The sequence below is a fragment of the Bradyrhizobium tropiciagri genome, from assembly GCF_018130505.1.
Lineage (GTDB): Bacteria > Pseudomonadota > Alphaproteobacteria > Rhizobiales > Xanthobacteraceae > Bradyrhizobium > Bradyrhizobium tropiciagri_B.
The window spans coordinates 109,783-134,199 of the sequence record NZ_JAFCKH010000012.1; the positions used below are offsets into that span (position 1 = coordinate 109,783).

Below are 24,417 nucleotides of genomic sequence, written 5' to 3' on the forward strand. Positions count from 1 at the left end.
TGAACGTCACCGCCGGCTCGTTGCAACGCTTGGAAGATAGAAGCGGTGCGATATCGCGTGTTGGCGCTAAGCTGACCTCACACCGATTATTGCTCATGTCGGCCTTGGACTGACGTCGGATCGCGCGCGGAAGCTCTCAGCTAAATTCTACTACGGCAAAACCCGACAAGGGCGGTTGCCGCAGAAAAGCAAAAAAGAACCAATGCACCTGCAAAGCTGCCCTTGCCGCCGAAGGCAAGTCCGATACCGAGAGCAATTATCGTCAGAATGACCAAGGCTCTCGCTATCCACCAGAAGCCAAATGTCTCCATTGACCATGTATCAGCCCCTCGGACTGACAAATCTGGGCCCCGCCGCATAACGGTGAATATCCAAAGAACCGTCGCGGCGAACGCGAGAACGATTTTAATCGTCGTATTGTCGTCCAACATCAATCGCTCAGCCAAACGTACCTCTGCTCGCGATCCTTACCTACGGCCCGCGGCGTAAAGGAGCATCTGCAAGAATCGATAAAGCTTGAGCGGTTTCAGCAGAACTTCCACCAGCGCGTACTGGCGCGTGGCACGTAACCTCATCCATTCTCCTCGCCGCTTACTGCATCGCCGCCGCGATCTTCTCCGCGGTCATCAGGACCGGGAAATTGGTGTTGGCGCAGGGCACCACCGGGAAGATCGAGGCGTCGACGACGCGCAGGCCCTGGATGCCCTTGACGCGGCCCTGTGTGTCGACCACCGCCATCGGATCGTCGGCGCGCCCCATCCGGCAGGAGCATGAGGCGTGCCATACGCCGATGGTGCCCTTGCGCACGAAGGCCTCCAGCGCCTCGTCGTCGTTGATCACGTCGTCGAAGCTGAAGCCTTCGACCACGAAATTGTCGATCATGTAGTGGCGCAGCGCGGCCGGGCCGTCCATCAGGACCGCGGCGATGTTGGTCAAAATCCTGTTCGTGTTGTTGACGACGCCGATCTTGCGCACGCGGTCGGTGTAGGACGCCGGGAACGGCTTGTCGGTCACCGCCTTCACCGCATCGCTCATTTGCACCGCCGCCATCTTGCGGAAGCCGCTCATCAGGCGATCGAGATCGCGCCGGTCTGACAACAGGTTGAACTCGACGATCGGCTCTGCCTCGGGCGCGCGCGAGGCCAGCTTGATTTGTCCGGTCTCGGAATAGGTCTTGTTGACGAATGTCAGCAGCGAGCCGATCTGCGCGCCGACCGCGTGCCAGGCCGACTTGCTGAGCACGACGACGAACATGTCGCCCTTCGGCACATCTGGCAGTCCGGAGGAATAGCGCAGGCCGAGCTGCATGTGGCGCCTGGTGTGCCCGTTCATGCGCGCGCCGCGGCGGACGAAGGAAGAGAGCGAAATCGAGGGATGATCCATCAGGCGCTGGCCGACGCCCTGCAGTCCCATCAGCACAGGAATGCCCATATCCCGGAGATGGCCGACCGGGCCGATGCCGGCGCGCAGGAGATGCGCCGGCGAATGGATGGCGCCGCTGGAGAGGATGATCTCGCGGCCGCGGAATTCCTGCTCGCGCCCGTCGACCTGTGCCTTGACGCCGACGCACTGCGTGCCCTCGAACAGCAGCTGCCTGACCTGGGTGTTGGTGGAGATCGTGAGGTTGGCGCGCTTGCGCGTGTCGCGATCGAGATAGCCCATCGCGGCGGAGACGCGCTGCTCGGCCTGGTTGGAGTGCGTCACCGGGAAATAGCCGTCGATGAACTCGCCGTTCTGGTCCGGCACGAATTGATGGCCGGCTTGCCGGAATGCCTCGGCGAACGCCTGCGAATGCCGCGTCCAGTGCTCCTGCGGAATTCTGCGGACGGGAATCCGGCCATCCTTGCCGTGGTACGGCCCGTCGAAATCGAGGTCGCGCTCGACCTTCTTGAAGAAGGGTAGCACGTCGTTCCAGCTCCAGCCGGCGGCGCCGCGCGCTTCCCATTCATCGTAGTCGGTCGGCGCGCCGCGGTTGGCCATTTGGCCGTTGATCGACGAGCCGCCGCCCAGCACGCGCGCCTGCTCGTACTTGCGTAACGGAGGACGCGGTTCGTCCGGATTGTTGTGGCTGACGACCTGGGTCGTGACCTTGAGCTCGGTCCAGTGGAAGCGCGGATCGAAATAGGCCGTGCCCGGATAGCTGTCGCGGATTTCGGCAGGCTCGTTACCGGGAGGTGTGTCCTGTCCGGCTTCGCACAGCAGGACCTTGTTGGCGCTCTTTGCCGAGAGCCGGTGAGCCAGCACCGACCCTGCCGAGCCGCCGCCGACGATGATGTAGTCGTACACGATGGACGTTTCCTTTTTGGTTTTGTCCGAGGACGTTAGCGGGAAATTCTCGCGAGGTCACGCCGGCCCTGGCGCGGCGGTTCTTACCAGCGCGCCCGCCGGGTCGGCCTTCCCAGGTGTTATTCGGGTCAGATTGTAGCCGGGGACGTTGGCAATCATCCGGGTTCTGCTAGGCTACCGTGGCTCTCGTCATCAAAAGCTCCGGTGAACGACGATGAAACGGATTGCTGCGGCGGTTGCTGTGTTGATCTGGTGTTCACTCCCTGTGGCGGCGCAGCATGGCGGCGCTGCCCTCTATGCGCAACGTTGCGCGCAGTGTCACGACGGCGGCGGCACCAACGTTCGTGCGCCGAGCCGCACGGCGCTGCAATCAAGGTCGTTCGACGAGGTCCTGGGTGCGATCACCACCGGCACGATGGCATCGTTCGCGCAGGGGCTGAGCAATGACGAGCGGGCGGCCATTGCCTCACTCGTCACCGGGAAGGCCGCTTCGCAAGCGGCGACCGGGAGTGCGGGCCAGTGTGCGCAGAGCGGGTCCGGCTTTCCGCAGTCGATCGATGGGCCACGGTGGAACGGCTGGGCCGCGGACCTCAACAACAGCCGGTTTCAGCCGGCGGCAATGGCCGGCCTCTCGCAAGACCAGGTCCCGCGGTTACGTCTGAAATGGGCGTTCGGATTTCCTGATACATCCAACGCCAACGCGCAGCCGACTGTCGTCGGCGGCTTGCTGTTCGTCGGTGGTGGCGACTACAAGGTCCGCGCCCTCGATGCCAAGACCGGATGCACCCGCTGGGAATTCGTGACCGAGGCGCCGGTGCGGACAGCCATCAGCTTTGTCCCGCTGGACGACAACAAGTTTGCCGTCGTGTTTGGCGATGTGCGTGCCAACGTCTACGCCGTCGATGCCAGGGCCGGCACGCTGATCTGGAAAAGCAAGGTCGACGATCATCCGGCCGCCCGGATCACCGGTGCACCGGCCGTCTATTCCGGTGTTGTCTATGTCGGCGTTTCCTCGATCGAGGAGGCCATCGGGTCGCGCCCCACCTACCAATGCTGCACGTTCCGCGGCAGCGTCGTTGCGCTGAAGGCCGAAACCGGCGCGCAGATCTGGAAGGCCTACACCATCCCCGAAGCGCCGCATCCGACGAGGGCGAATGCCATCGGAACCCAGCTGTTCGGTCCGGCCGGCGCATCGGTCTGGTCCGCGCCGACGATCGATGTCCAGCGCCGCGCGCTCTATGTCGCGACGTCGAACAGCTATGCCGACCCGGCGACCGACACCAGCGATGCCGTCCTCGCGTTCGATCTGGCGACCGGCCGAATGCTTTGGCATCAGCAGGCGACACCGAAGGACAGCTTCGTTGTTGCGTGCTTCGGCGCCGATCAGAGCAACTGTCCGGAAAGCCGTGGCCCGGACCATGACTTCGGACAATCGCCGATACTGGTCAGCTTGAATGATGGACAACGCGTGCTGGTCATTGGCCAGAAATCCGGCGTGGTCCATGCGCTGGATCCTGACCATGAGGGCAAGATCCTGTGGCAGACGCGGGTCGGCACGGGTGGCCCGTTGGGCGGGAGTGAGTGGGGCTCCGCCGCCGACCGCGACCGCATCTACGTCGCGATCTCCGACGTGCGGTTCATGAACGACGGCACGCGGCGCCTGAATGCAGCCGCAGGCGGAGGCCTGTTCGCACTCGATCTTGCGACCGGGAAAGTCTCGATGCAGGTGGCGCCGGTTGCCTGCGGCGACCGCCACCAGTGCAGTCCGGCCCTCTCCGCGGCGATTACCCTCATCCCCGGTGTCGTTTTCTCCGGCGGAGTGAGTGGCTTCTTGCGCGCCTATGCGACCGATGACTCACGGCTGCTGTGGGAGATCGACACTGCGCGCGACTACACCACCGTGAATGGCGTTGCGGCCCATGGCGGTGCGATGGACGGGCCCGGCGCGGTCATCGCCGACGGGATGCTGTACGTCAATTCCGGCTACGCGCAATGGGGCGGCCTGGGCGGCAACGTTCTGCTGGCTTTCGAGGTCGGCAACCCCTGACAGAGCTCGTCGTCTTCTCGGCTTCGCGCGCGTGTTGGTGTTGCTGTCGTGGCCACTTGCGTCACGCCGCTCACGCTGAATAGCAGTGTGACAACCACACCAAGATCGCAGCAATATGTGCTCGCTCAACGCGAATTTCCGGCCACATTTTGGCCATGGCCCGTTACTTAAACGGCGTCAGCGGGCCATTGCCCGCCTCTGTGTTGCGTCGTCCGGCCGATTTGGTCGCTTCGCAATCTGATCGCGGGATCATCCGCGATTTTTTCTCCCACACAAAAGGATGGTCTCCGCCAACAGCAAGAAGGGCTATTGTCATGCGTAAACTCCTCGTTGCGGTTGCCGTGCTCTCGGCACTTGTTTCGTCGGCTGCTGAAGCTCGCGGCCGCCACCATCATCATCGTCATTATGCACATTCGGGGCGTCCGGCTGCGTGGTGCGGGTGGTACATGCGCTCGCAGGTCGGCAGCGATCCCGGTCCGCAGTTCAATCTGGCGCGATCCTGGGCGCGATACGGCAGCAATGCGGGCGGCCCTTCGGTCGGCACCATCGTGGTCTGGCGTCATCACGTCGGCAAGATCGTCGGCCAGCAGAACGGCCAATGGATCGTGCAGAGCGGCAATGATGGCCACGCCGTTCGGGCCCGGCCGCGCTCATTGGCCGGCGCCATCGCGTTCCGCAATGCCTATGCTTCGTTCTAAAGCGTAACGAAGGATTCGGTTGGCCAAGGCGGGCCCAAGTATACGAACCGTTCATCAACGCCGCCTAGGTTGGCCGTGGCTTCGCCAGAAGCCTCTCAGACAGGCGCCGTCGTCCGTGTTGACCGGACGGCGGCGCCGATTCGAATGGCGACAGATGTCGAAGAAACCGAACAAGGCTGCAGCCGCTACGTTCTGGTCGGCCGCCTATTTCAGCGTCTGGAACGGCGTGGCCGTCGTCGCCGTGACGAGCGGCGTGCTTGGCTTTCTGCTGGTGGCCAAACGCTATCTGTGAACCTTCGACGCGCCTGCAAGCGTCGTCTCGCGCCTAGATGACCCGCGCGACGGTCGCGGCATGTGACGCCGCGACTTGCCTGGATGTGGTGATAGCGGCGAATGTAACCGCCAGGCCAAATGCGATCGAAAAAACAATCAAAACAAACCGTGGTGTCATCGACGAGCCTCCTCCCCCGAGGAAGCCCCCCTTCGGCAATATTAGCCGATCGACGACCCCCGCGCCGATTCACCTTTCCTTGAGAAAAGGTGAACCCGCGCGAGGTTCAGGCATCCGCTCAGCGCATCACGAACGGATTGGCCGGCACGTCGGTGGCGGTCGAGATCCAGACGCTCTTGGTCTCCTGATATTCCCGCACCGCATCGATGCCGCTCTCGCGGCCGACGCCGGAATGCTTCATGCCGCCGAACGGCATCATGTAGCTGATGGCGCGGTAGGTGTTGACCCACACCGTGCCGGCGCGGAGCTGCTTCGGCACGCGGATGGCGCGGGCGAGGTCCTTGGTCCAGATGCCGGCGGCGAGGCCATAGATGGTGTCGTTGGCGATCCGGATGGCGTCTTCCTCGGTGTCGAACGAGATGATCGACAGCACTGGCCCGAACACCTCCTCGCGCGCGATCCGCATCGTGTTGTCGACATCGGTGAAGATGGTCGGCTCGACGAACTGGCCGCCGGTGATGCCCTCGCCCGAGGCCGGCTTGCCGCCGAGCAGGCAGCGCGCGCCCTCGGCCTTGGCGATGTCGATGTAGTCGAGCACCTTCTTGTACTGCGCCGGCGTCGTGATCGGGCCGACATTGGTGTCGGGCTTGCTGGGATCGCCGATCTTGGCGGACTTCGCCAGCTCCAGCACGCGCGCGACGAACTTCTCCTTGATCGAGCTCTGCACCAGCAGGCGCGATCCGGCGATGCAGGTCTGCCCGGTCGCCGCGAAGATGCCGGAGATCGCGCCGGCCGCGGCTGCGGTGAGGTCGGCATCCTCGAACACGATGTTCGGCGATTTGCCGCCGAGTTCGAGCGAGACGCGTTTGAGGCTCTTCGCCGCGGTCTCATAGACCCTCGCGCCTGTCGTGTCCGATCCTGTGAAGGTGATCTTCGCGACGCCGGGATGCGAGATCAGCGCGGCGCCGGCCTCGGGCCCGAAGCCCGTCACCACGTTGAAGATGCCGTCGGGAATGCCGGCTTCCTTGGTCAGCGCGGCGAATTCCAGCGTGCTGGCCGAGGTGAACTCCGACGGCTTGACCACGACGGCGCAGCCGGCAGCGAGCGCGGCGGCACATTTCCAGGCGACGAACAGCAGCGGCGAATTCCAGGCGGTGAGCGCCGCGACCACGCCGACCGGCTCATGCGTCGTGTAGGCGAAGGTCTCGGCCTTGTCGATCGGCACCAGACCGCCTTCGAGCTTGTCGACGAGGCCGCCGAAATACCACCACCATTCCGGATGGTAGCGCAGCTGGCCCAGCATCTCGGCCATCAGCTTGCCGTTGTCGCGCACCTCGATCTCGGCGAGACGTTCCGCATTGGCGGCGACGAGGTCGCCGAGCTTGCGCATCACCTTGCCGCGGGCGGACGCCGTCATCTTCGCCCACGGGCCGTGCCACATCGCCTCGTTGGCGGCCTTGACCGCCTTGTCGGCATCGGCGGCCGAGCCGCGCGGGATCTTGGCCCAGGCCTCGCCGCGGTAGGGATCGATCGTGTCGAACCACTCGCCGTTGGCGGGATCGACATACTGGCCGTTGATGTAGAGCTGATAGGTTTTCACGATATCCTCCCGGTCGGCGCGCCTGGTTTGGTTGAGCGGAACGATAGCACGGCTTCGGCGACGCCGTCATAACCTGGCCCGCGCATGAGGGTTGCAGCCGGCTCCGCCCCCGGTGTCAGGCGGGCGGCGTCGCAAGCTCCGCCGCGATCAGGGCGCCGATCGCCATGTCGCTCTGCTGCCCGAAAAGGTGATGCGCGACCTTGCCGTCGCGCCCGATCAGGATGCTGGTCGGCGTTCCCTGCATGCCGTAGCGCTGCATGGTGACGGGGATCGGCGTGCCTTCGCCGGGCTCGTCGACGGCGATCGGGAAGGTCAGGCGGTATTCGTGGATGAAGGCTTCGAGCGAGACCGGCGTCATCGCGGCGTGGTGCTCGAATACGGTGTGCAGGCCGATCACCTGTAGGTCCGACTGCCTGAAGATCTCGAAGGCGCGCTGGGTCTGCGGCGTGCCGTGCGCGACGCAGCCGGGGCACAGCATCTGGAACGCATGCAGCAGCACCGGCCGGCCGCGCAGTGCGGCCAGGGTGAGGGGTTCGCTGGTGTTGAACCAGCGCGTCACGGCAAGTTCCGGTGCGAGAGTCACAGATCAGGCTCCTTGCTCATTTTCTTGCGTCCGCCCACAACGGAAGTTGGCAAGGCCGCTGCGGGTCTGTCAACGCGTCAGGACGGGCGTGCTGCCGCCCGGCGAGCGCGGCGCGCCTCGCGCTTGCGCTCGGTCCAGAGCCGGGCGCGGTCGAGATAGAGGTAGACCACCGGCGTGGTGTAGAGCGTCAGGATCTGGCTCAGGATCAGGCCGCCGAAGATCGCGATGCCGAGCGGCTGGCGCAGCTCGCTGCCTTCGCCGAAGCCGATCATCAGCGGCACCGCGCCGAACAGCGCGGCCAGCGTCGTCATCATGATCGGCCGGAACCGCATCACGCAGGCTTCGAAGATCGCATCGCGCGACGACAGCGAACGCTGGCGCTCGGCGTCGAGCGCGAAGTCGATCATCATGATGGCGTTCTTCTTGACGATGCCGATCAGGAGGATCACGCCGATCGCGCCGATGATGTCGAAGTCGGTGTGCGAGATCATCAGCGCCGCCACCGCGCCGACGCCGGCCGAGGGCAGCGTGGAGAGGATGGTCAGCGGGTGGATGTAGCTTTCATAGAGCATGCCGAGCGAGATGTAGATGGTCGCGAACGCGGCGATGATCAGGTAGATCTCGCTGGCCAGCGCCTGCTGGAAGATCTTCGCCGATCCTGCGAACCCGCCATGGATTCCCGCCGGCATGCCGATCTCGTGCATGACCCGCTCGAGCGTCGCGGTCGCGGTGCTCAAGGAGACGCCGGGCGGCAGGTTGAAGGAGACGGTGCTGGAGACCAGCAGGTCCTGGTGGTTGACCGCGAGCGGTGTCTCGCCGTGCTCGAACCGGGCCACGCTCGACAGCGGGATCATGGTCTCCCGGCTGGTGCTGACGGCGGTGCCGGTCGAGGCCACGCCCTTGCCGGTGGCGCCGATCGAGTTGGTCGCCTGGTTGCGCACCACGCTGGCCGCGACTGAGGACACCGAGCTCTTCTGCGACGAGGAGGAGACCGTGCCGGCGATCGCGTTGCTGCTCTGGGTGCCGCTGGCCGATCCGCCTGCCGTCGAGATGTAGACCTCCTTCAGCGTCTGCGGATCCTGAGAATAGCGCGGCGTCACCTCCATGATGACATGGTATTGGTTGCGCGCGACGAAGATGGTCGAGACCTGGCGCTGCCCGAACGCGTCGTACAGCGTGTTGTCGAGCTGGCTCACCGTGATGCCGAGCCGGGCGAGGGCGTCGCGGTCGATGATCAGGTTGGATTGCAGCGCCTTGTTCTGCTGGTCGCTGTTGACGTCGGCCAGCGTGGATTCCTTCTGCAGCGCTGCGACGAGCTTCGGCGTCCACTCATTCAGCTCCTCGAAGGTCGAGCCTTGCAGCGTGTATTGATAGGCCGCGTTGCCCGAGCGCCCACCGGCGCCGAGATCGCCGATCGATTGCAGGAACAGCGTCGCGCCGGCGACCTCCGCAAGCTTGCCGCGTAGCCGCTCGATCACCTTGTCGGCGCGCAATTTGCGCTCGGCGCTCGGCTTCAACGAGGCGAACACCGTGCCGGTGTTGGTCGCGCCGCCCGGTCCCGCGCCGCCGCCGCCGGTGAAGCCGACCGCGGTGTCGACCGCCGGATCGCTTTTGACGATGTCGATGAACTGCGTGAGCTTCTGCTTCATCAGCTGGAACGAGGTGCTCTGGTCGGCCTGGATCGACCCGATCAAGAGGCCGGTGTCCTGTTGCGGCACGAAGCCCTTCGGCACCACCGCGTAGAGGTGGAAGTTCAGATAGAGCGTCGTGCCGAGGATCAGCATCACCAACAGCGGATGGCGCAGCGCGACCGCGAGCGTCGCCCGGTAGCCGCGCAGCATCGTCTCGAACACCCACTCGCTGAACCGATAGATCCGCCCGTGCTGCTCGCCGCGTTCACTTTTAAGCAGCACCGCGCACATCATCGGCGTCGTGGTCAGCGACACCACCAGCGAGATCGCGATCGCGATCGTGATAGTCATGGCGAATTCGCGGAACAGGCGGCCGACCAGCCCGCCCATCAGCAGGATCGGCACGAACACCGCGATCAGCGAGACGCTCATCGACAGCACGGTGAAGCCGACCTCGCGCGAACCGAGCAGGGTCGCTTCCAGCCGCGACATCCCCGCATCCATGTGGCGGGTGATGTTCTCCAGCACCACGATGGCATCGTCCACCACGAACCCGGTCGCCACCGTCAGCGCCATCAGCGAGAAGATATCGAGGCTGTAGCCGAGCAGGTACATCACCGCGAAGGTCGCGATCAGCGAGACGCCGACCGCCACCACCGGCACCAGCGTGGCGCGCGCGTTGCGCAGGAACGCGAACACGACGAGGATCACGAGGGCGACGGCGACCAAAAGCGTGATCTCGACGTCGTGCAGCGAGGCCCGGATGGTCTTCGAACGGTCGACCGCGAGCGTGAGGTTGATCGCCGGCGAGACCGAGGCCTTGAGCTGGGGCATCAGCCCCTTCACCTGGTCCACCATCTTGATGATGTTGGCGCCGGGCTGCCGGTACACGATCATCACCACCGCCGGCTTGCCGTTGGAGAGGCCGAGCGTGCGGACGTTCTCGACGGAATCGATCACCTCGCCGACGTCGGTGAGGCGCACGGGGGCGCCGTTGCGGTAGGCCACCACCAGCGGCTTGTAGTCGTCGGCTTTCCGGGCCTGGTCGTTGGCGTAGATCTGGTAGCGCTGGTCGCCGACGTCGATGCCGCCCTTCGGGCTGTGCGCATTGGCGCTGGTCAGCGCGGCGCGCACGTCCTCGAGCCCGATGCCGTATTTGTACAGCGCCGACGGCGTCAGTTCGACCCGCACCGCGGGCAGCGATCCGCCGCCGACCGAGACCTCGCCGACGCCCTCGACCTGCGAGAGCTTTTGGGCGAGCACGGTGGAGGCGGCGTCGTAGAGTTCGGCCGGTGTCAGCGTGTCCGAGGTCAGGGTGTAGATCAGGATCGGCGCCGAGGCCGGGTTGAACTTGCGGTAGGTCGGGTTGCTGCGCAGGTTGGTCGGCAGGTCGGCGCGCGCCGCGTTGATCGCCGCCTGCACGTCGCGCGCCGCGCCGTTGATGTCGCGGTTGATGTCGAACTGCAGCGTGATGCGTGCGGACCCGAGCGAGCTCATCGACGTCATCTCGGTGACGCTGGCGATCTGGCCGAGATGCCTTTCCAACGGGCTCGCCACGGTCGCCGCGACGTCGGCCGGGCTGGCGCCGGGCAGCGTTGCCTGCACCATGATGGTCGGGATGTCGACGTCGGGCAGCGGCGACACCGGCAGTTTGAAGAATGCGATCACGCCGGCCACCACGAGCCCGAGCGACAGCAGCGTGGTGCCGACCGGCCGGCGGACAAAGGGAGCGGAAAGGTTCATTGCATCAGCGGTCGACGTCGTTGCGCGCCAGCTTCTATCTGCCGGCGTTGTAATGCAAAAGCCCAAATGTCACAGCACGCCGCCACACCTCCGCCGCGATTTGCCGGATGCGCCGCGCGAGGCGGTGGAAACGCGCGATCCGGCAACAATCGGGCAATAGAGGCGCAACTCGCCGATGTTCCCGAGAGGACGATGGTGGGCTACGGTTGCGCTAGCGACCCTGTGCAGCGCAGCGCCAGCCTAATAGAATCCGGGAACACCATGGCAAGACTGATCGCATTGGCTGGCCTGCCGGGCACCGGCAAGTCGAGCATCGCGCGGCAGCTGGCGCAGCGCCTCGGTATCATGTGGCTGCGGATTGACACGATGGATCAGGCGATCTGGACATCGTCCACCGCGCCCCGCGATCTCGAGGACTGGACTTATCGCGCAGCCCAGGCCGTCGCGGCCGACAATCTCGCGCTCGGCCTCGATGTGCTCGCCGACTGCGTCAACGATTGCCGTGCGGCGCGCGACGGCTGGGAGGCTGCGGCGCGACAGGCCGGGGCAGATGTGACTTGGCTCGAAGTGGTGTGCAGCGATCCGGCCGAGCACCGCCGGCGGATCGAGACGCGCTCGAGCGACATCGCCGGACTGGTCTTGCCGGACTGGGATGCCGTCGCCGGCCGCGTCTATGATGCGCGGGATCGCGAGCGGATTGTCGTCGATACCGCGCATCGCAGCCTTGACGCATGTGTCGAGGAGGCGCTCGATCGCCTCCGCAGATGATCTGTGTAGGATGGGTGGGAGCGCAGCGATACCTATCAAAATCCGTGTCCGAAGGTGAGATGATGGGTATCGCTGCGCTCCACCCATCCTACGAGATCCTATTCGCTCCCGCTCGCCGCACGCGCATCGTGATGGCGGGTGCCCGCGTCGCGCAGCATGGTCGCCAGCTGGTGCAGCGGCGCGTCGCGAAAACCCTGCTTCTCGATCGAGGCCACCGTCGACAGCACATAGTCGCGATTGTCGCCGGAGCGGCCGTGGCCCTGCTGCACCAGGCGCAGTTGCTCGGCCGGCGACAGCCGTCCGGCATATTGCACATGGCCGCGGTCGACCACATAGGCCAGCGCGCTGACGCGCTCGCGCGCTTCGTTCTCCAGCCACACCGAGCGCATCACCTCGCGGTAGACATTGGTGGTCTGCTCGCGTGCGCGCAAATAGGCAATGGTATCGTCACGCAGCTGCGCGGCGACGCGGAAGGCGATGCCGCGGCAGGCGCCGCCGCGGTCGAGCCCGAGCACAAGGCCCGGCTTTTCCGGCGTGCCGCGATGGTCGAACGAATAGACGCACAGCGCGCGATGCTCGCCGATCAGCCGCGCCGGCACCTGTTCCAGGAACTCGAATCCCGGCTTCCACATCAGCGAGCCGTAGCCGAACACCCAGAGGTCGCCGTCAGCGGTATCGGATTGGGAAATATTTGCGGGCATGGCGCTGATGGGCTAGCAGAACGCCTCGCCCAAGCGAAGCAAATTCCGTTCTGTTTCCAAGGCTTAACTTTCCGACGGCCTTGTCGGCGCTTAGATTTGACAAATTCGCACCGCAAAGGACCCGCATGTCCGACCTGACCCCAACACCGCGCCGGCGCTCGCGCGTCGGCCTTTATGCCGTGCCTGTCCTGGTCCTGATCGCCGCGCTGGCGTGGAGCGGCTTCTGGTGGTTCGCCGCCTCGCAGGTGGGCGTGCAAGCCGATGCCTGGCGGGCGCAGGAGGCGAAGGCCGGCCGGGTCTATGATTGCGGCAACCGCTCGGTGGCGGGTTACCCGTTCCGGTTTGAGGTCCGCTGCACCGATCCGAGCGTGATGCTGGTCTCGCAGACGGCCTCGCCGCAAATGGCGTTCGTGGCGCGGCTCGCCGAAATCCTGGTGGTGGCGCAGGTCTACGATCCGAAGCTTGTCATCGCCGAATTCAAGGGCCCGGCCACCATCGCCGAGCGCGGCGCGCAGCCGTCACTGTCGGTGAACTGGCGCCTCGGGCGCAGCAGCGTGGTCGGGTTGCCGGCGGTGCCGCAGCGCGCCTCGCTGGTGTTCGACGATCTCGCGATCGACCGCATCGCCGGCGCGGTGCCGTCGCCGCTGGCGCGCGTCAGCCATATCGAGCTGCATGGCCGGCAGGTCGACGGTGCGGCGCCGGGTAGCCCCGCGATCGAAACCCAATTGCAGATCAACGGCGGCACGCTGCAGGACGTGCACCCGCTGCTGGCACAGCCGTTCAATGCGGACATCCATGCGCGGCTGAACGGGCTGAAGGATTTCTCGCCAAAACCGTGGCCCGACCGCTTCCGCGAGATCCAGGCCGCCAATGGCAGTGTCGATATCCAGCAGTCGAGGATCGAGCAGGGCGATCTGCTCTCGGTCGCCGCCGGCACGCTGCGCCTCAACGCGCAGGGGCGCATCGAAGGGGAGCTGCAGATGACGGTGGCCGGCCTCGAGCGCATCATCCCGGCGCTCGGGATCGAGAAGATGCTTGATGAGGGCGTGCCGCAGTCGACGCTCGATCGCGTCGCGCCGGGCGTGAAGAGCCAGGACATCAACAATCTGTTCGGCGCGCTCGACCGCGCCATCCCCGGCCTCGGCAAGGTGATCAAGCAGAACGCCAATGCCGGCATCACCGCGGGCATCAATTCGCTCGGCAAGGAGGCGGTGCTCGAAGGCAAGAAGGCCCGCAGCTTCCCGCTGCGCTTCGCCGACGGTGCCGTGTATATGGGCCCGCTGAAGGTCGGACAGATTCCTCCGCTGTTTTGACGCAACGGTTGACTGATCCGTAGCCCGGATGGAGCGCAGCGAAATCCGGGAACGCTCTCACCCGTCGCACGGCCGGTCCCGGATTGCGCTCCGCTCCATTCGGGCTACGCACTGTGGCATGAGGCCGAGCACGTGGCTGTCACCACGCGGCTGTTCGCCCCACGGCATATCGCTGCGCCAATCTGTCCCGTGGCCGCTGCCCCGTGATGCGATACCCTTTCTCAAAAATCGAGGGAGGGACTCATGCCGACGCATTTCAATCGACGTCGCTTCATCGCTGCCGGAACGGCGGCCGCCGCGATGCCCTTGGTGTCGCGCGGCGCCGCTGCGCAAGCCTGGCCGTCGCGGCAGATCCGCATGATCTGCAGCTACCCGGCGGGCGGGCAGACCGACCTGTTGGCGCGTGCCTTCGGTGAGTACATTTCCAAGCAGGTCGGGCAGACCGTCGTCGTCGAGAACAAGGCGGGCGCTTCCGGTTCGATCGGCGCGGCGGAAGTGGCGCGGGCGGCGCCGGACGGACACACCATCCTGTGCTCGATCTCGACCACCTATGTGATGAACCGGGCGATGATGAAGAACCCCGGCTACGACATGGACAAGGATCTGACGCTGGTCAGCGTCATCCCGGGCGCCGGGCTGCTGCTGGTGGCGAGCCCAAAGCTCGGCATCAAGAACCTGGACGATTTCATCGCCTTCGCGCGCCGGAGCGGCAAGGTGAATTTCGGCACCTACAGCGCCGGCTCCGCGCCGCACATGACGATCAATGAGCTCAACAAACAGTATGGTCTCATCATCGAGCCAATCCATTATCGCGGCGAGGCGCCGATGTGGACCGGGCTTGCGGAAGGCACGCTCGACGTCGCGATGGGCAGCTACACCGCCGCGCAGACCGTGCTGCAGGGCGATCGCGGCGTCGTGTTCGCCGTGCACACCAAGAAGGTGGATGCGATCCCGCATGTGAAGACGCTGCCGGAGCAGGGCGCGACATCGAAATTCTTCACCGTGAGCGGCTTCTCCGGCTGGGCGCTGCCGAAGGCGACGCCGCAGCCGATCGTCGACCGATTGTCCGAGCTCTGCGTTGCCGCCAACAATGATCCGAAGGTGAAGGAGGTGCTCGCCACCTTCGTGCTGGAGCCGGCGATCGGCTTCAAGGAGAGCAACGCGCTCTACCAGCGCGAACTGCCGGTCTGGATGGAGGCCGCCCAGTCGCTCGGCCTGCCGCCGGCGTAGCGCAGGGGCGCGCCGAGCGAAATTGCAAAGCTCGGACAATGTCGCAAGAACGCGACGCTACGTCCTCACCCACAACTGTCATCGCCCGGCTCGACCGGGCGATCCAGTACGCCGCGGCCCATCGGCTCAATCACCACTGTCTCTGGAATACTGGATCACCCGGTCAAGCCGGGTGATGACGCTGTGTTTTTGGCGGGCGACGCGAAACCAACTGGCTTTCGCCAGGACGACGTCGTGGAGCTACCCGGCACTTACCCCGGCTTCTGCAAATTCCCATGCTGCCGGCCGAAGTCCGGCGCCGCCGAATCCTGGCCGGTCTCGACGATGCCGCGACGGATGGCGCGGGTGCGGGTGAAGTGGTCGAACAGCGCGTCGCCGTCGCCGCGCCGGATCGCGCGCGTCAGCTTCGACAGGTCCTCGGTGAAGGTGCCGAGCATCTCCAGCACGGCGTCCTTGTTGGCGAGGAACACGTCGCGCCACATCGTCGGGTCCGACGCCGCGATGCGGGTGAAGTCGCGAAAACCGCCGGCGGAGAATTTGATCACCTCGGACTCCGTCACCTGCGCCAGCTCGTCGGCAGTGCCGACGATGGTGTAGGCGATCAGATGCGGCAGATGGCTGGTGATCGCAAGCACGAGATCATGATGATCCGGCGTCATGATCTCGACCTTGGCGCCGAGCGCAGCCCAGAACGCGCGCAGCCGGTCGGTGGCGGCGGGATCGGTGCCTTCGGGCGGCGTCAGGATGCACCAGCGGTTGATGAACAGCTCGGCAAAACCGGAGTCGGGGCCGGAGTGCTCGGTGCCGGCCACCGGATGCGCCGGCACGAAGTGGACGCCGGCAGGCAGGTGCGGCGCCATGTCCCGCGCCACCGCGCCCTTCACCGAGCCGACGTCGGAGATGATCGCGCCCGGCTTCAGATGCGCGGCGATCTCGGCCGCGACCGGGCCGCAGGCGCCGACGGGGATGCAGAGGATGACGAGATCGGCATCCTGCACCGCCTCGATATTGGTCTCGACCACCTTGTCGACGATACCGAGCTCGGCGACGCGCGCACGCGTCTTCTCCGAGCGCGCGGTGGTGACGATCTCGCCGACCAGGCCCTGGGTGCGGGCGCCGCGCGCGATCGAGCCGCCGATCAGGCCGAAGCCGATCAGTGCGACGCGGTTGAAAATCGGAGCCGTGCTCACGTTCACCGTCACTTTCCGGCCAGGAAGTCGCGCAGCCCCTCGACCACGAGGCGGTTGGCTTCCTCGGTGCCGATGGTCATGCGCAGCGCATGCGGCAGCTGGTAATTCTTCAGCGCGCGCAGCACGAGGCCGCGCCGGGTCAGATAGACGTCGGCCTCATCTGCGGTCCTGCCCTGCTCGGTCGGGAAGTGGATCAGCACGAAGTTGGCAACGCTCGGCGTCACCTTGAGCCCGAGCTTGCTAATCTCCGCGGTCAGCCAGTTGCGCCACTGCTCGGTGTGCGCCTTCGACATCTGCACATGCGCGGTGTCCTCGATCGCCGCCACCGCCGCCAGCATCGCCGGCGTCGTCACGTTGAAGGGGCCGCGGATGCGGTTGCAGGCATCGACGATATGCGCAGGCCCGAACATCCAGCCGATCCGCAGCGCGGCCAAGCCGTGGATCTTCGAGAAGGTGTGCGTGACGACGGTGTTCTCGGTGGTCGCGACCAGCTCGATGCCGAGCTCGTAATCGTTGCGCGAGACGTAGTCGGCATAGGCGGCGTCGAGCACCAGCAGCACACGCGACGGCAGGCTGGCGCGCAGCCGCTTGACCTCGTCGAACGGGATATAGGTGCCGGTCGGGTTGTTCGGGTTGGCGAGCCAGACCAGCTTGGTCTTCGGCGTCACCACCTTCAGGATGGCGTCGACATCGGCGGTGTGATCGGTCTCGGCCGCGATCACGTTCTTGGCGCCGTTCGCCATCGTGGCGATCGGGTAGACCAGGAAGCCGTGGGTGGTCGAGATCGCCTCGTCGCCGGGCGCAAGATACGTGTGCGCGAGCAGATTGAGGATTTCGTCGGAGCCGGCGCCGCAGATGATGCGGTCGGGATCGAGGCCGTAGGTACGGCCGATCGCTTCGCGCAGTACGCGCGAGGTGCCTTCCGGATAGTCCTCAAGATGGTCGGCCGCCGCCTTGTAGGCCGCGATCGCTTTCGGCGACGGGCCGAACGGCGTCTCGTTGGCGGACAGCTTGAACACCTTGCGGCCCGGTTCCGGCACCGGGGTCTTGCCGGGCGTGTAGGGCGCAATATCGAGAATGCCGGGGTTCGGCACGCAACGGGACATCATCAACTCCAAACAGAGCGCTTTCCAGCGGCGTGGATACCGGGCCGCTTCGGAAAACGCCTCAAACAAGAATCCGGGCGGGCGGCCTAGCCTTTGGCCGGCCCGTTCGAGGGCACCGTATAGCGCGTTGCGTGGCTGCCGACGAGGGCCGACGAGCGGACCGAGGCGCCGGCCTTGATCAGCGCCATCTTGATGGTCTCGAAACCGGGTTCGGTGACCGAGACCAGCAGCGCGGCGCCGTCGAAGGCGGTGTCGGGCACGGCGACGATCTCGGCGAGCGGAGCTACAGCGCGGGCGACATCGGCGGTCCAGCCGGAGACGCGCACGCTCCAGGTCTGGACTTCGGTGACCATGGCATCGTCGGCGACCCGCGAGATCACGAACACCGGCAGCGCGGCGGGATGGTCGGCGCGCTCGAGGAACGGCAGTCGCGCGATGATCTTCGGCGCGCCGTCGGCTTCGAGCGCGTTCCACCACGGCGTGCGGCTCGAGATCGCGGAGACCAGCGCGAGGTCGCCCTTCGACTTCGCCACCGCCTCGACCGCGGCCTGCGCGCTGAAATGCGAAACGTAGGGCACGACGAAGCCGAAATGGAAGCGCGCCGAGTCGCGCATCGCGGACTCGCCGACCGACACATCGGTGTGCACCGCGAACGGCGCCTGCACATAAGTGAAGGTCGAGATGATGACGCGCCAGATGCCCTCGATGGTGTCGAGCGGCAGGATGCCGCGATGCCGCTGCACCAGCTCGCGCATCATGCTGGCCTCGCGCGCCGGACGGAACGCGGAGCCGACCTCCTGGGTCTTCTTGACCTGGATCAGGCGGTCGATGATGTCGCCGCGCGCCATCAACAGGCGGTGAACCTGTTCGTCGATCGCGTCGATCTCCTTGCGCAGCTCGGCCAGCGACGGCGGCGACGGGGGTGGGTTGGACATCGCGAAAAACCTTGTTGGTCCTGATGGCCAGACACGGCCCCGGACAGGTCCCTGATTAGGAAAGACGGCCGCCGAAAGCAAAGAGAAACCTCGCAGGCGTGCCCTGCGCGACCGGTTAACCATGCGGGCTGCGGGCCGGGCTGTCTTGACGAGGGGGGACGTGGGGACTAGTTTCTCGTGATCCCGTGGTCATTTGAGCCGGCCGGCTTGCAGCCACGTTAAACAACTCGCTAAACAGGCCGGGGACAGATCGCTCCCGGCCGAACCTATCGTTCAGGCCGGGTTTTTTATGGCCAGATTTCTGTTCAAGGCCTCCCGCGTGGAGGCGAGGTCGCCTAGATGAGCAACGTGCGCCCGATAACCAGCCAACCGATCCCGAGCGATGATCGCGCCCAAGAGGTCGATCATCCGTCGTCCTTGGTGGCGAAGTTCGGCCTGGACCAGCCGCTCAAGCTCGATTGCGGCGTCGATCTCGCGCCGTTCCAGATCGCCTACCAGACCTATGGCGAGCTCAACGCCGATCGCTCCAACGCGATCCTGATCTGCCACGCGCTGACGCTCGATCAGCATGTCGCCAATGTTCACCCGATGACCGGCAAGCCGGGCTGGTGGGAGAATATGGTCGGCCACGGCCTGCCGCTCGATATCGACCGCTACTTCATCATCTGCGCCAACGTGATCGGCGGCTGCATGGGCTCGACCGGCCCGGCCTCGACCAATCCCGCCACCGGCAAGCCTTGGGGACTGGATTTTCCCGTCGTCACGATTCCCGACATGGTGCGCGCGCAGGCGATGCTGATCGATCGCCTCGGCATCGACACGCTGTTCTGCGTGGTCGGCGGCTCGATGGGCGGCATGCAGGTGCTGCAGTGGACGGCGGCCTATCCGGAGCGGGTGTTCTGCGCGCTGCCGATCGCCTGCGCGACCCGCCACTCGGCGCAGAACATCGCGTTCCACGAGCTCGGGCGGCAGGCCGTGATGGCCGATCCGAACTGGCATCAGGGGCGCTATGCCGAGAACGGCACCCTGCCGCATCGCGGGCTCGCGGTGGCGCGGATGGCCGCGCACATCACCTATCTGTCGGACGCGGCGCTGCACCGCAAGTTCGGGCGAAGGATGCAGGACCGCGAGCTGCCGACCTTCTCGTTCGATGCGGATTTCCAGGTGGAGAGCTATCTGCGTTACCAGGGCTCGTCGTTCGTCGAGCGCTTCGATGCCAACTCCTATCTCTATCTGACCCGCGCGATGGACTATTTCGACATCGCCGCCGACCACAACGACGTGCTGGCGAAGGCGTTCACCGGCATCAAGACGCGGTTCTGCGTGGTGTCGTTCACCAGCGACTGGCTGTTCCCGACCTCGGAATCGCGCGCGCTGGTGCATGCGTTGAACGCATCGAGCGCGCGGGTGTCGTTCGCCGAGATCGAGACCGACAAGGGCCACGACGCCTTCCTGCTCGACGTGCCCGAATTCTTCGAGATCTTCCGCGCCTTCCTGCAGGCCGCAGGCAAGGCGCGCGGCCTCGGCAATGGTGACGGCCAGTCATGAGCATGCAGCAGACACTGCCCCTGCCGGGCGTCACGCCCGAGCGGACCGGGGCACATCGCACCGACCACCTGCTGGTCGCCGACATGGTCAGCCCCGGCTCGCGCGTGCTCGACGTCGGCTGCGGCGACGGCGAACTGCTGCAACTGCTGGAGAGCCGCGGCATAGACGGCCGCGGCATCGAGTTGTCGCGCGAGGGCGTCAACGGCTGCGTCGCCAAGGGGCTGGCGGTGGTGCAGGGCGATGCCGACACCGACCTCGTCAACTATCCCGACGACGCCTTCGACTACGTGATCCTGTCGCAGACGCTGCAGGCGACGCGGCAGCCGCGGGTGGTGCTGGAAAACCTCTTGCGGATCGGCCAGCGCGCCATCGTCTCGTTTCCGAATTTCGGCTTCTGGAAGATGCGGCTGCAGCTCTTGGTCGGCGGCCACATGCCGCGCACCGAGAATCTGCCGGCGACCTGGTACGACACCGCCAACATCCATTTCTGCACCATCAAGGATTTCGTGCAGCTCTGCGACGAGATCAACGTCAAGATGGAGCGCGCGGTGGCGCTCGACCTCTACGGCCGCCCGGTGCCGCTCAATCTGCCCTGGTGGGTCTGGAACATGTTCGGCGAGCAGGGCGTGTTCCTGCTGAGCCGGGGCGGCGTTAAGTAACGCCGCGCGGTTTCTCGCCGCCGTCATTCCGGGGCTCGCGAAGCGAGAACCCGGAATCCATTGGGCAGCAAACTCCGTGGATGAATGGATTCCGGGCTCGATGCTTGCGCATCGCCCCGGAATGACACCTCAAACCGGCGCAGCTATCAGCGACCGCGGATCGCGTACCGGCCAGCGGCCGGCCTCGACCAGCGCGATGAAGCGTTCCACCATCTCGTTGAACAGCGCCGGCTCCTCGAGATTGAGCACGTGTCCCGACTTCGGAAAGAAGGCGAGGCCCGCGGCCGGTAGATGCTTCTTCAGGAACATGCTCGGCGCGATGCAATTGTCGTCCTCGTCGCCGCACAGGATCAGCGCCGGCGTCGCGGCGCGACGGATCGTCTCCGTCATGGTGTAGATCGAGGTCCGGCCGCCCTGGAAACTGCGCATCGTGTTGGCCGAGCCTTTGGCGTCATGACGCGCCAGCGCGGCATAGAAATCGGCGTGCCCACGCGGATCCTTCAGCAGGAAGGGGATCCGGCTCGGCGCCTCGCGCGTCACCTTGGCGACCTCGACCGAGCCGATCGCCTCATATTGCTCGGCATTGGCGCGGCACTGCGCGCGGAAGGCGTCGAGATTTTCCAGGCTGGAGCCTGAGCCGACAGCGGCGAGCGTCATCGACAGCGCGCGCTCGGGCGCATTCAGCGCGACCTGCAGCGACGAATACGAGCCCATCGAGAGCCCGATGAAGTGCGCTTTGGCGATGCCGAGATGGTCGAGCACCGCGAGCGCATCGGTGTAGAAGTGCTTGTAGGTGTAGACGTCGGCATTGGGCGGCACGTCCGACGGCGTATAGCCGCGTGCCGAATAGGCGATGCAGCGGTGTCCGCGCGAGAAGTAACGCAACTGCGGTTCCCAGTTGGTGTGATCGGCAGCGAACTCGTGCAGGAAGATGATCGGGCTGCCGCTGCCGGCCTCTTCGAAATAAAGGCGGACATTATCTTTCGTGGTGGCGTGGGGCATTGAACTTTCCTTCTCGTGGGCCGCGCTCAGATTTGCAGTTAATTTTCCGGGCCGCAATGCGGCGATGCCGCATATTTTTCGTCACCAGATCTGCGCGGAATGACCCCGAAATCGTTTCCGCAGCGCCGCATGAAATCTTCCTCTCGCCACATCCCGATTTTCAAAACGCCCGCCGCGTTCCCTTGGGAACGCGATGGGGAACGGGGGGTTCTGCAGAGGATCAAGTGAAGTATGGTTCAGTTGCTTGCGTATCGCCGGTCGCTTCGTGTTTTGGCGCTGGCTCTGTGTTCGCTCACTCTCGCCGTCGTCTCCGCCGCTCCGGCCTCAGCCCGTCCCCGTCATTCGCATCACGCGCATTCGGCTGGTGGCGGTGATCATGGCGGTTATCACGCGCGTCACTCCGCGCATCGTCACTATCGCCACGCCGCGCGGCTGTCGCGCGCCGAGCGCCGGGCAGCGCGGATGCAGTCGGAGGATTTCGCGGAAACCAATACGCCCTTCACGTCGCGCGCTCGCATCATGTCTCACGCTGACGTTGTGCCGAACACCGGCGGCGTGACTTTCGAAAAGAGCTACAGCACCGCGAGCAGCTTCGGCTCGTCCAACCTCGTCATGGAGGCGCGGCGCTATCTCGGCGGCAACCCGACCGACCGCCGCAGCCTGTGGTGCGCGCGTTTCATGAACATGGTGCTGCAGCACACCGGCCATCGCGGCACCGGCTCCGATATGGCGAACTCGTTCGCCAAGTACGGCCAGCGCATCTCCGGCCCGCAGGTCGGCGCCATCGCCGTGATGAGCCGCCGCGGCGGCGGCCATGTCGGCATCATCACCGGCATCGATGCCAAGGGTAATCCGATCATGATCTCGGGCAACAACGGCAACCGCGTCCGCGAGGCGCCGGTGTCGCGTGGCCGGATCTACGCCTACGTGATGCCGACGAACTAGGCCGCGATCGTGTCACCGACAGCCGCGGCGCCGTCGGTGATGATCTCGGCATAGATGCCGCATTCATTGTTGCCGAACCGCTGCATCAGCGTGTTGGGAACGGAGAGGTCGCGGGCGCCGGTGTCGGGATCGACATTGACCGCCGCGCAGCGGGTGATGCGCTTCACCACCTTGGCCCGCGCACTTCCGATCGCGATGGTCTGGTCAAGCAGGCTGGCCTCGTGCCAGGCCGGCCAGCCCTCGACATAGAGGTTGGCGCGGAACCGCAGCGGATGCACCGGCGCCTGCACCAGGGTCTCGATGGCGCGCAGGCTGGCGAGATTGATGATCGAAACCACCTTGCGGGGAACGTCGGAAAAGCTGTGCCCGGGGCTCACCAGCACCTTGGGCGGTCCCTTGATCCGGTCCGTATGGTGGTCGGCAAAATAGCGCTCGATCGCGGCGCGCCCCTCTGCCGTCTCGAGATCGCCCTGGGCCAGCATCGCGCCGTCCCGGCGCAGCGTCAGCACGTGGCTGTCGTCGTCGAAATGGGCACGCAGCGGCGCCAGCCATTCGTCCCGCTGCAGCATCAGGAAATGCATTTTCACCAGCCATTGCGGCGCGGCCGGGTCGAAGCCGCTCGGGCCGTTCTCGATCGCGTAGCGACGGTCGGAGCGGAGCGTCTCGCCGGTCTTGAGTTCGGCGCGGGGCAGGGACTCGGGCGTGAGCCCCTTCACGGGATAGCGGTAGATGCCGGTGATCCTGGCGGAGGGATGCGTCTGTTCCATCCGCCCGCTCTAGCGCGTTTGGCGCGCCAGGAGAACCGCCCCCAGTGCGGCGGCTAATCGGCGCGCTCGGCGCCCGGCCTGTCCAGCACGCGCTGCATGAACACGAGATCGAGCCAGCGGCCGAACTTGCGCCCGACCTCCGGCATCCGCGCGACCTCGACAAAGCCCGCCTGCGCATGCAGCCGGAGCGAGGCGGGATTGCCGCCGTCGATGCCGGCGATCATGACGTGCTTGCCCAGCGCCCGCGCAGCGGCCACCAACTCGTCGACGATGATGCGGCCAAGGCCTCGGCCGCGATGATCGACGTGGATGTAGACGCTATGCTCGACGCTGTAGCGGTAGCCGGGAAAGGCCCGGAAATCGCCGAACGTGCCGTATCCGAGCACCGTCTCGCCCTCGGCCGCGACCAGCACCGGATAACCGAGCGCTTGCCGCGCCTTCATCCAGGCGAGCCGCTCGGCGTCGGAATCCTGCTTCTCCGTCCAGATCGCGTTCGAGTTGACGACCGCCTCATTGAAGATCGCGGTGATCGCGGGAATGTCCGCGTCGGTGGCGGGGCGGATGATCATTGGTGGTTCCTTGAAGCCTCTTGAAGAGAAGCGATCGTCTACTATATAAGACGATATGTCAATTATAGAAGACAAGACCGACGCAGCCCTTGGCAGGCGCGTCCGCGCCGAGCGGGAGGGCCGCGGCTGGTCGCTGGCGGAACTCGCCGGCCGGGCCGGGGTCTCCAAGGCCATGCTCAGTAAGATCGAGCGGGCCGAGGCGAGCCCGACGGCGGCGACACTGTCGCGGATCGCGACCGCCTATGGTCTGACCCTGGCCGCACTGTTCGAGGTGGCGGCAGCCGAGGCATCGCGCCTGCAGCGGGCCAAGGATCAGCCGGTGTGGCGCGATCCAAAGGCGGCCTATCTGCGGCGCCAGGTGTTCCTGCATCCCGCCAATCCGCTGGAACTGGTGGAGATCGAGTTGCCTGCGAGGCAGGAGGCCGGCTTCCCCGCCAGCGCCTATCACTTGGTCCGTCAGGTGGTGTGGGTCATCGACGGCCGCCTCACCCTGATCGAGGGGACGGTCCGCCACGAACTCGCCGCGGGCGACCGCGTCGAGCTCGGGCCGCCGTCGGATATCGTCTTCCGCAATGAGACTGCTCAGGCTTGCCGCTACCTTGTCGCCATCGTGCGGCGCTGAGCTTCACCGAGGCAAAATCGCAA

The 24,417-nt window shown here is 65.6% G+C and carries 22 protein-coding genes and 1 riboswitch; of the genes, 10 read left to right on the top strand and 12 right to left on the bottom strand.

Annotated elements, in window-relative coordinates; all coding sequences use genetic code 11:
• Positions 1–140: 140 nt before the first annotated feature.
• Both JQ633_RS28020 and JQ633_RS28025 read right to left on the bottom strand, forming a co-directional pair.
• Positions 141–431, bottom strand: a complete 291-nt coding sequence (locus tag JQ633_RS28020; protein WP_211988343.1) for a hypothetical protein — start codon at positions 429–431, stop codon at positions 141–143.
• Positions 432–591: 160 nt separating this feature from the next.
• Positions 592–2,286: a GMC family oxidoreductase gene (locus JQ633_RS28025; protein WP_211988344.1), complete on the bottom strand. Its 1,695-nt coding sequence runs from the start codon at positions 2,284–2,286 to the stop codon at positions 592–594.
• 214 nt (positions 2,287–2,500) lie between these two features.
• Between JQ633_RS28025 and JQ633_RS28030 the strand changes: the two genes are divergently transcribed.
• From JQ633_RS28030 to JQ633_RS28040, 3 genes are all read left to right on the top strand, one after another.
• Positions 2,501–4,333, top strand: coding sequence for a PQQ-binding-like beta-propeller repeat protein (locus JQ633_RS28030; RefSeq protein ID WP_211988345.1), 1,833 nt, complete (start codon positions 2,501–2,503; stop codon positions 4,331–4,333).
• A 446-nt stretch (positions 4,334–4,779) separates the two neighbouring features.
• Positions 4,780–5,031, top strand: coding sequence for a hypothetical protein (locus JQ633_RS28035; protein ID WP_211988346.1), 252 nt, complete (start codon positions 4,780–4,782; stop codon positions 5,029–5,031).
• Between the two features lie 154 nt (positions 5,032–5,185).
• Positions 5,186–5,323 (top strand): hypothetical protein, encoded by a 138-nt coding sequence (locus JQ633_RS28040; protein WP_211988347.1) that lies wholly within the window; start codon positions 5,186–5,188, stop codon positions 5,321–5,323.
• Positions 5,324–5,600: 277 nt separating this feature from the next.
• Here the strand turns inward: JQ633_RS28040 and JQ633_RS28045 are convergent, their stop codons facing one another.
• The 3 genes from JQ633_RS28045 to JQ633_RS28055 all read right to left on the bottom strand — a co-directional run bounded on the left by JQ633_RS28045 (position 5,601) and on the right by JQ633_RS28055 (position 11,039).
• Positions 5,601–7,082: an aldehyde dehydrogenase gene (locus JQ633_RS28045; RefSeq protein WP_211988348.1), complete on the bottom strand. Its 1,482-nt coding sequence runs from the start codon at positions 7,080–7,082 to the stop codon at positions 5,601–5,603.
• Between the two features lie 115 nt (positions 7,083–7,197).
• Positions 7,198–7,665 (bottom strand): peroxiredoxin family protein, encoded by a 468-nt coding sequence (locus tag JQ633_RS28050; protein ID WP_211988349.1) that lies wholly within the window; start codon positions 7,663–7,665, stop codon positions 7,198–7,200.
• 77 nt (positions 7,666–7,742) lie between these two features.
• Entirely contained in the window at positions 7,743–11,039 is a 3,297-nt protein-coding gene (locus tag JQ633_RS28055) for an efflux RND transporter permease subunit (RefSeq protein ID WP_211988350.1), read from the bottom strand.
• Positions 11,040–11,231: 192 nt separating this feature from the next.
• Between JQ633_RS28055 and JQ633_RS28060 the strand changes: the two genes are divergently transcribed.
• Positions 11,232–11,807, top strand: a complete 576-nt coding sequence (locus JQ633_RS28060; protein WP_211988351.1) for an AAA family ATPase — start codon at positions 11,232–11,234, stop codon at positions 11,805–11,807.
• A 98-nt stretch (positions 11,808–11,905) separates the two neighbouring features.
• Here the strand turns inward: JQ633_RS28060 and JQ633_RS28065 are convergent, their stop codons facing one another.
• Positions 11,906–12,508, bottom strand: coding sequence for a gamma-glutamylcyclotransferase (locus JQ633_RS28065; protein ID WP_211988352.1), 603 nt, complete (start codon positions 12,506–12,508; stop codon positions 11,906–11,908).
• Between the two features lie 125 nt (positions 12,509–12,633).
• Here JQ633_RS28065 and JQ633_RS28070 point away from each other — a divergent pair, with 125 nt between their 5' ends.
• Together JQ633_RS28070 and JQ633_RS28075 are read left to right on the top strand one after the other, a co-directional pair.
• Positions 12,634–13,821 carry a DUF2125 domain-containing protein gene (locus tag JQ633_RS28070; RefSeq protein WP_211988353.1) on the top strand — a complete coding sequence of 396 codons (1,188 nt, stop codon included), beginning with the start codon at positions 12,634–12,636 and terminating at the stop codon, positions 13,819–13,821.
• 243 nt (positions 13,822–14,064) lie between these two features.
• Positions 14,065–15,051, top strand: a complete 987-nt coding sequence (locus JQ633_RS28075) for a Bug family tripartite tricarboxylate transporter substrate binding protein (RefSeq protein WP_211988354.1) — start codon at positions 14,065–14,067, stop codon at positions 15,049–15,051.
• A 251-nt stretch (positions 15,052–15,302) separates the two neighbouring features.
• Here the strand turns inward: JQ633_RS28075 and JQ633_RS28080 are convergent, their stop codons facing one another.
• The 3 genes from JQ633_RS28080 to JQ633_RS28090 form a co-directional block, all read right to left on the bottom strand.
• The gene (locus JQ633_RS28080; protein WP_211988533.1) at positions 15,303–16,241 is read right to left on the bottom strand and encodes a prephenate/arogenate dehydrogenase family protein; all 939 of its coding nucleotides are present in this window, start codon (positions 16,239–16,241) and stop codon (positions 15,303–15,305) included.
• Positions 16,242–16,249: 8 nt separating this feature from the next.
• Positions 16,250–17,347, bottom strand: a complete 1,098-nt coding sequence (gene hisC / locus JQ633_RS28085) for a histidinol-phosphate transaminase (RefSeq protein ID WP_211988534.1) — start codon at positions 17,345–17,347, stop codon at positions 16,250–16,252.
• 86 nt (positions 17,348–17,433) lie between these two features.
• Positions 17,434–18,282: a chorismate mutase gene (locus JQ633_RS28090; protein ID WP_211988355.1), complete on the bottom strand. Its 849-nt coding sequence runs from the start codon at positions 18,280–18,282 to the stop codon at positions 17,434–17,436.
• A 175-nt stretch (positions 18,283–18,457) separates the two neighbouring features.
• A riboswitch (SAM riboswitch) is annotated at positions 18,458–18,537 on the top strand.
• Between the two features lie 84 nt (positions 18,538–18,621).
• On the opposite strand from JQ633_RS28090, the gene metX reads away from it, so the two are divergent.
• Positions 18,622–19,830, top strand: a complete 1,209-nt coding sequence (gene metX / locus JQ633_RS28095) for a homoserine O-acetyltransferase MetX (protein ID WP_211988356.1) — start codon at positions 18,622–18,624, stop codon at positions 19,828–19,830.
• The gene (gene metW / locus JQ633_RS28100) at positions 19,827–20,489 is read left to right on the top strand and encodes a methionine biosynthesis protein MetW (RefSeq protein WP_211988357.1); all 663 of its coding nucleotides are present in this window, start codon (positions 19,827–19,829) and stop codon (positions 20,487–20,489) included. Before metX ends, metW begins: the two co-directional genes overlap by 4 nt.
• A gap of 129 nt (positions 20,490–20,618) precedes the next feature.
• Here metW and JQ633_RS28105 read toward each other — a convergent pair whose 3' ends face one another.
• Positions 20,619–21,491: an alpha/beta fold hydrolase gene (locus JQ633_RS28105; RefSeq protein WP_211988358.1), complete on the bottom strand. Its 873-nt coding sequence runs from the start codon at positions 21,489–21,491 to the stop codon at positions 20,619–20,621.
• A 231-nt stretch (positions 21,492–21,722) separates the two neighbouring features.
• Here JQ633_RS28105 and JQ633_RS28110 point away from each other — a divergent pair, with 231 nt between their 5' ends.
• Positions 21,723–22,436, top strand: a complete 714-nt coding sequence (locus JQ633_RS28110; RefSeq protein WP_211988359.1) for a TIGR02594 family protein — start codon at positions 21,723–21,725, stop codon at positions 22,434–22,436.
• Here JQ633_RS28110 and JQ633_RS28115 read toward each other — a convergent pair.
• Both JQ633_RS28115 and JQ633_RS28120 read right to left on the bottom strand, forming a co-directional pair.
• On the bottom strand, positions 22,433–23,203 hold the full coding sequence (locus tag JQ633_RS28115) for an MOSC domain-containing protein (RefSeq protein WP_211988360.1): 771 nt from the start codon (positions 23,201–23,203) through the stop codon (positions 22,433–22,435). The genes JQ633_RS28110 and JQ633_RS28115 overlap by 4 nt on opposite strands.
• A gap of 53 nt (positions 23,204–23,256) precedes the next feature.
• Complete coding sequence (locus JQ633_RS28120; protein ID WP_211988361.1) at positions 23,257–23,772, bottom strand: GNAT family N-acetyltransferase; 516 nt, start codon at positions 23,770–23,772, stop codon at positions 23,257–23,259.
• Between the two features lie 55 nt (positions 23,773–23,827).
• On the opposite strand from JQ633_RS28120, the gene JQ633_RS28125 reads away from it, so the two are divergent.
• Positions 23,828–24,394: a helix-turn-helix domain-containing protein gene (locus tag JQ633_RS28125; protein ID WP_211988362.1), complete on the top strand. Its 567-nt coding sequence runs from the start codon at positions 23,828–23,830 to the stop codon at positions 24,392–24,394.
• The last annotated feature ends 23 nt before the right edge of the window (positions 24,395–24,417 follow it).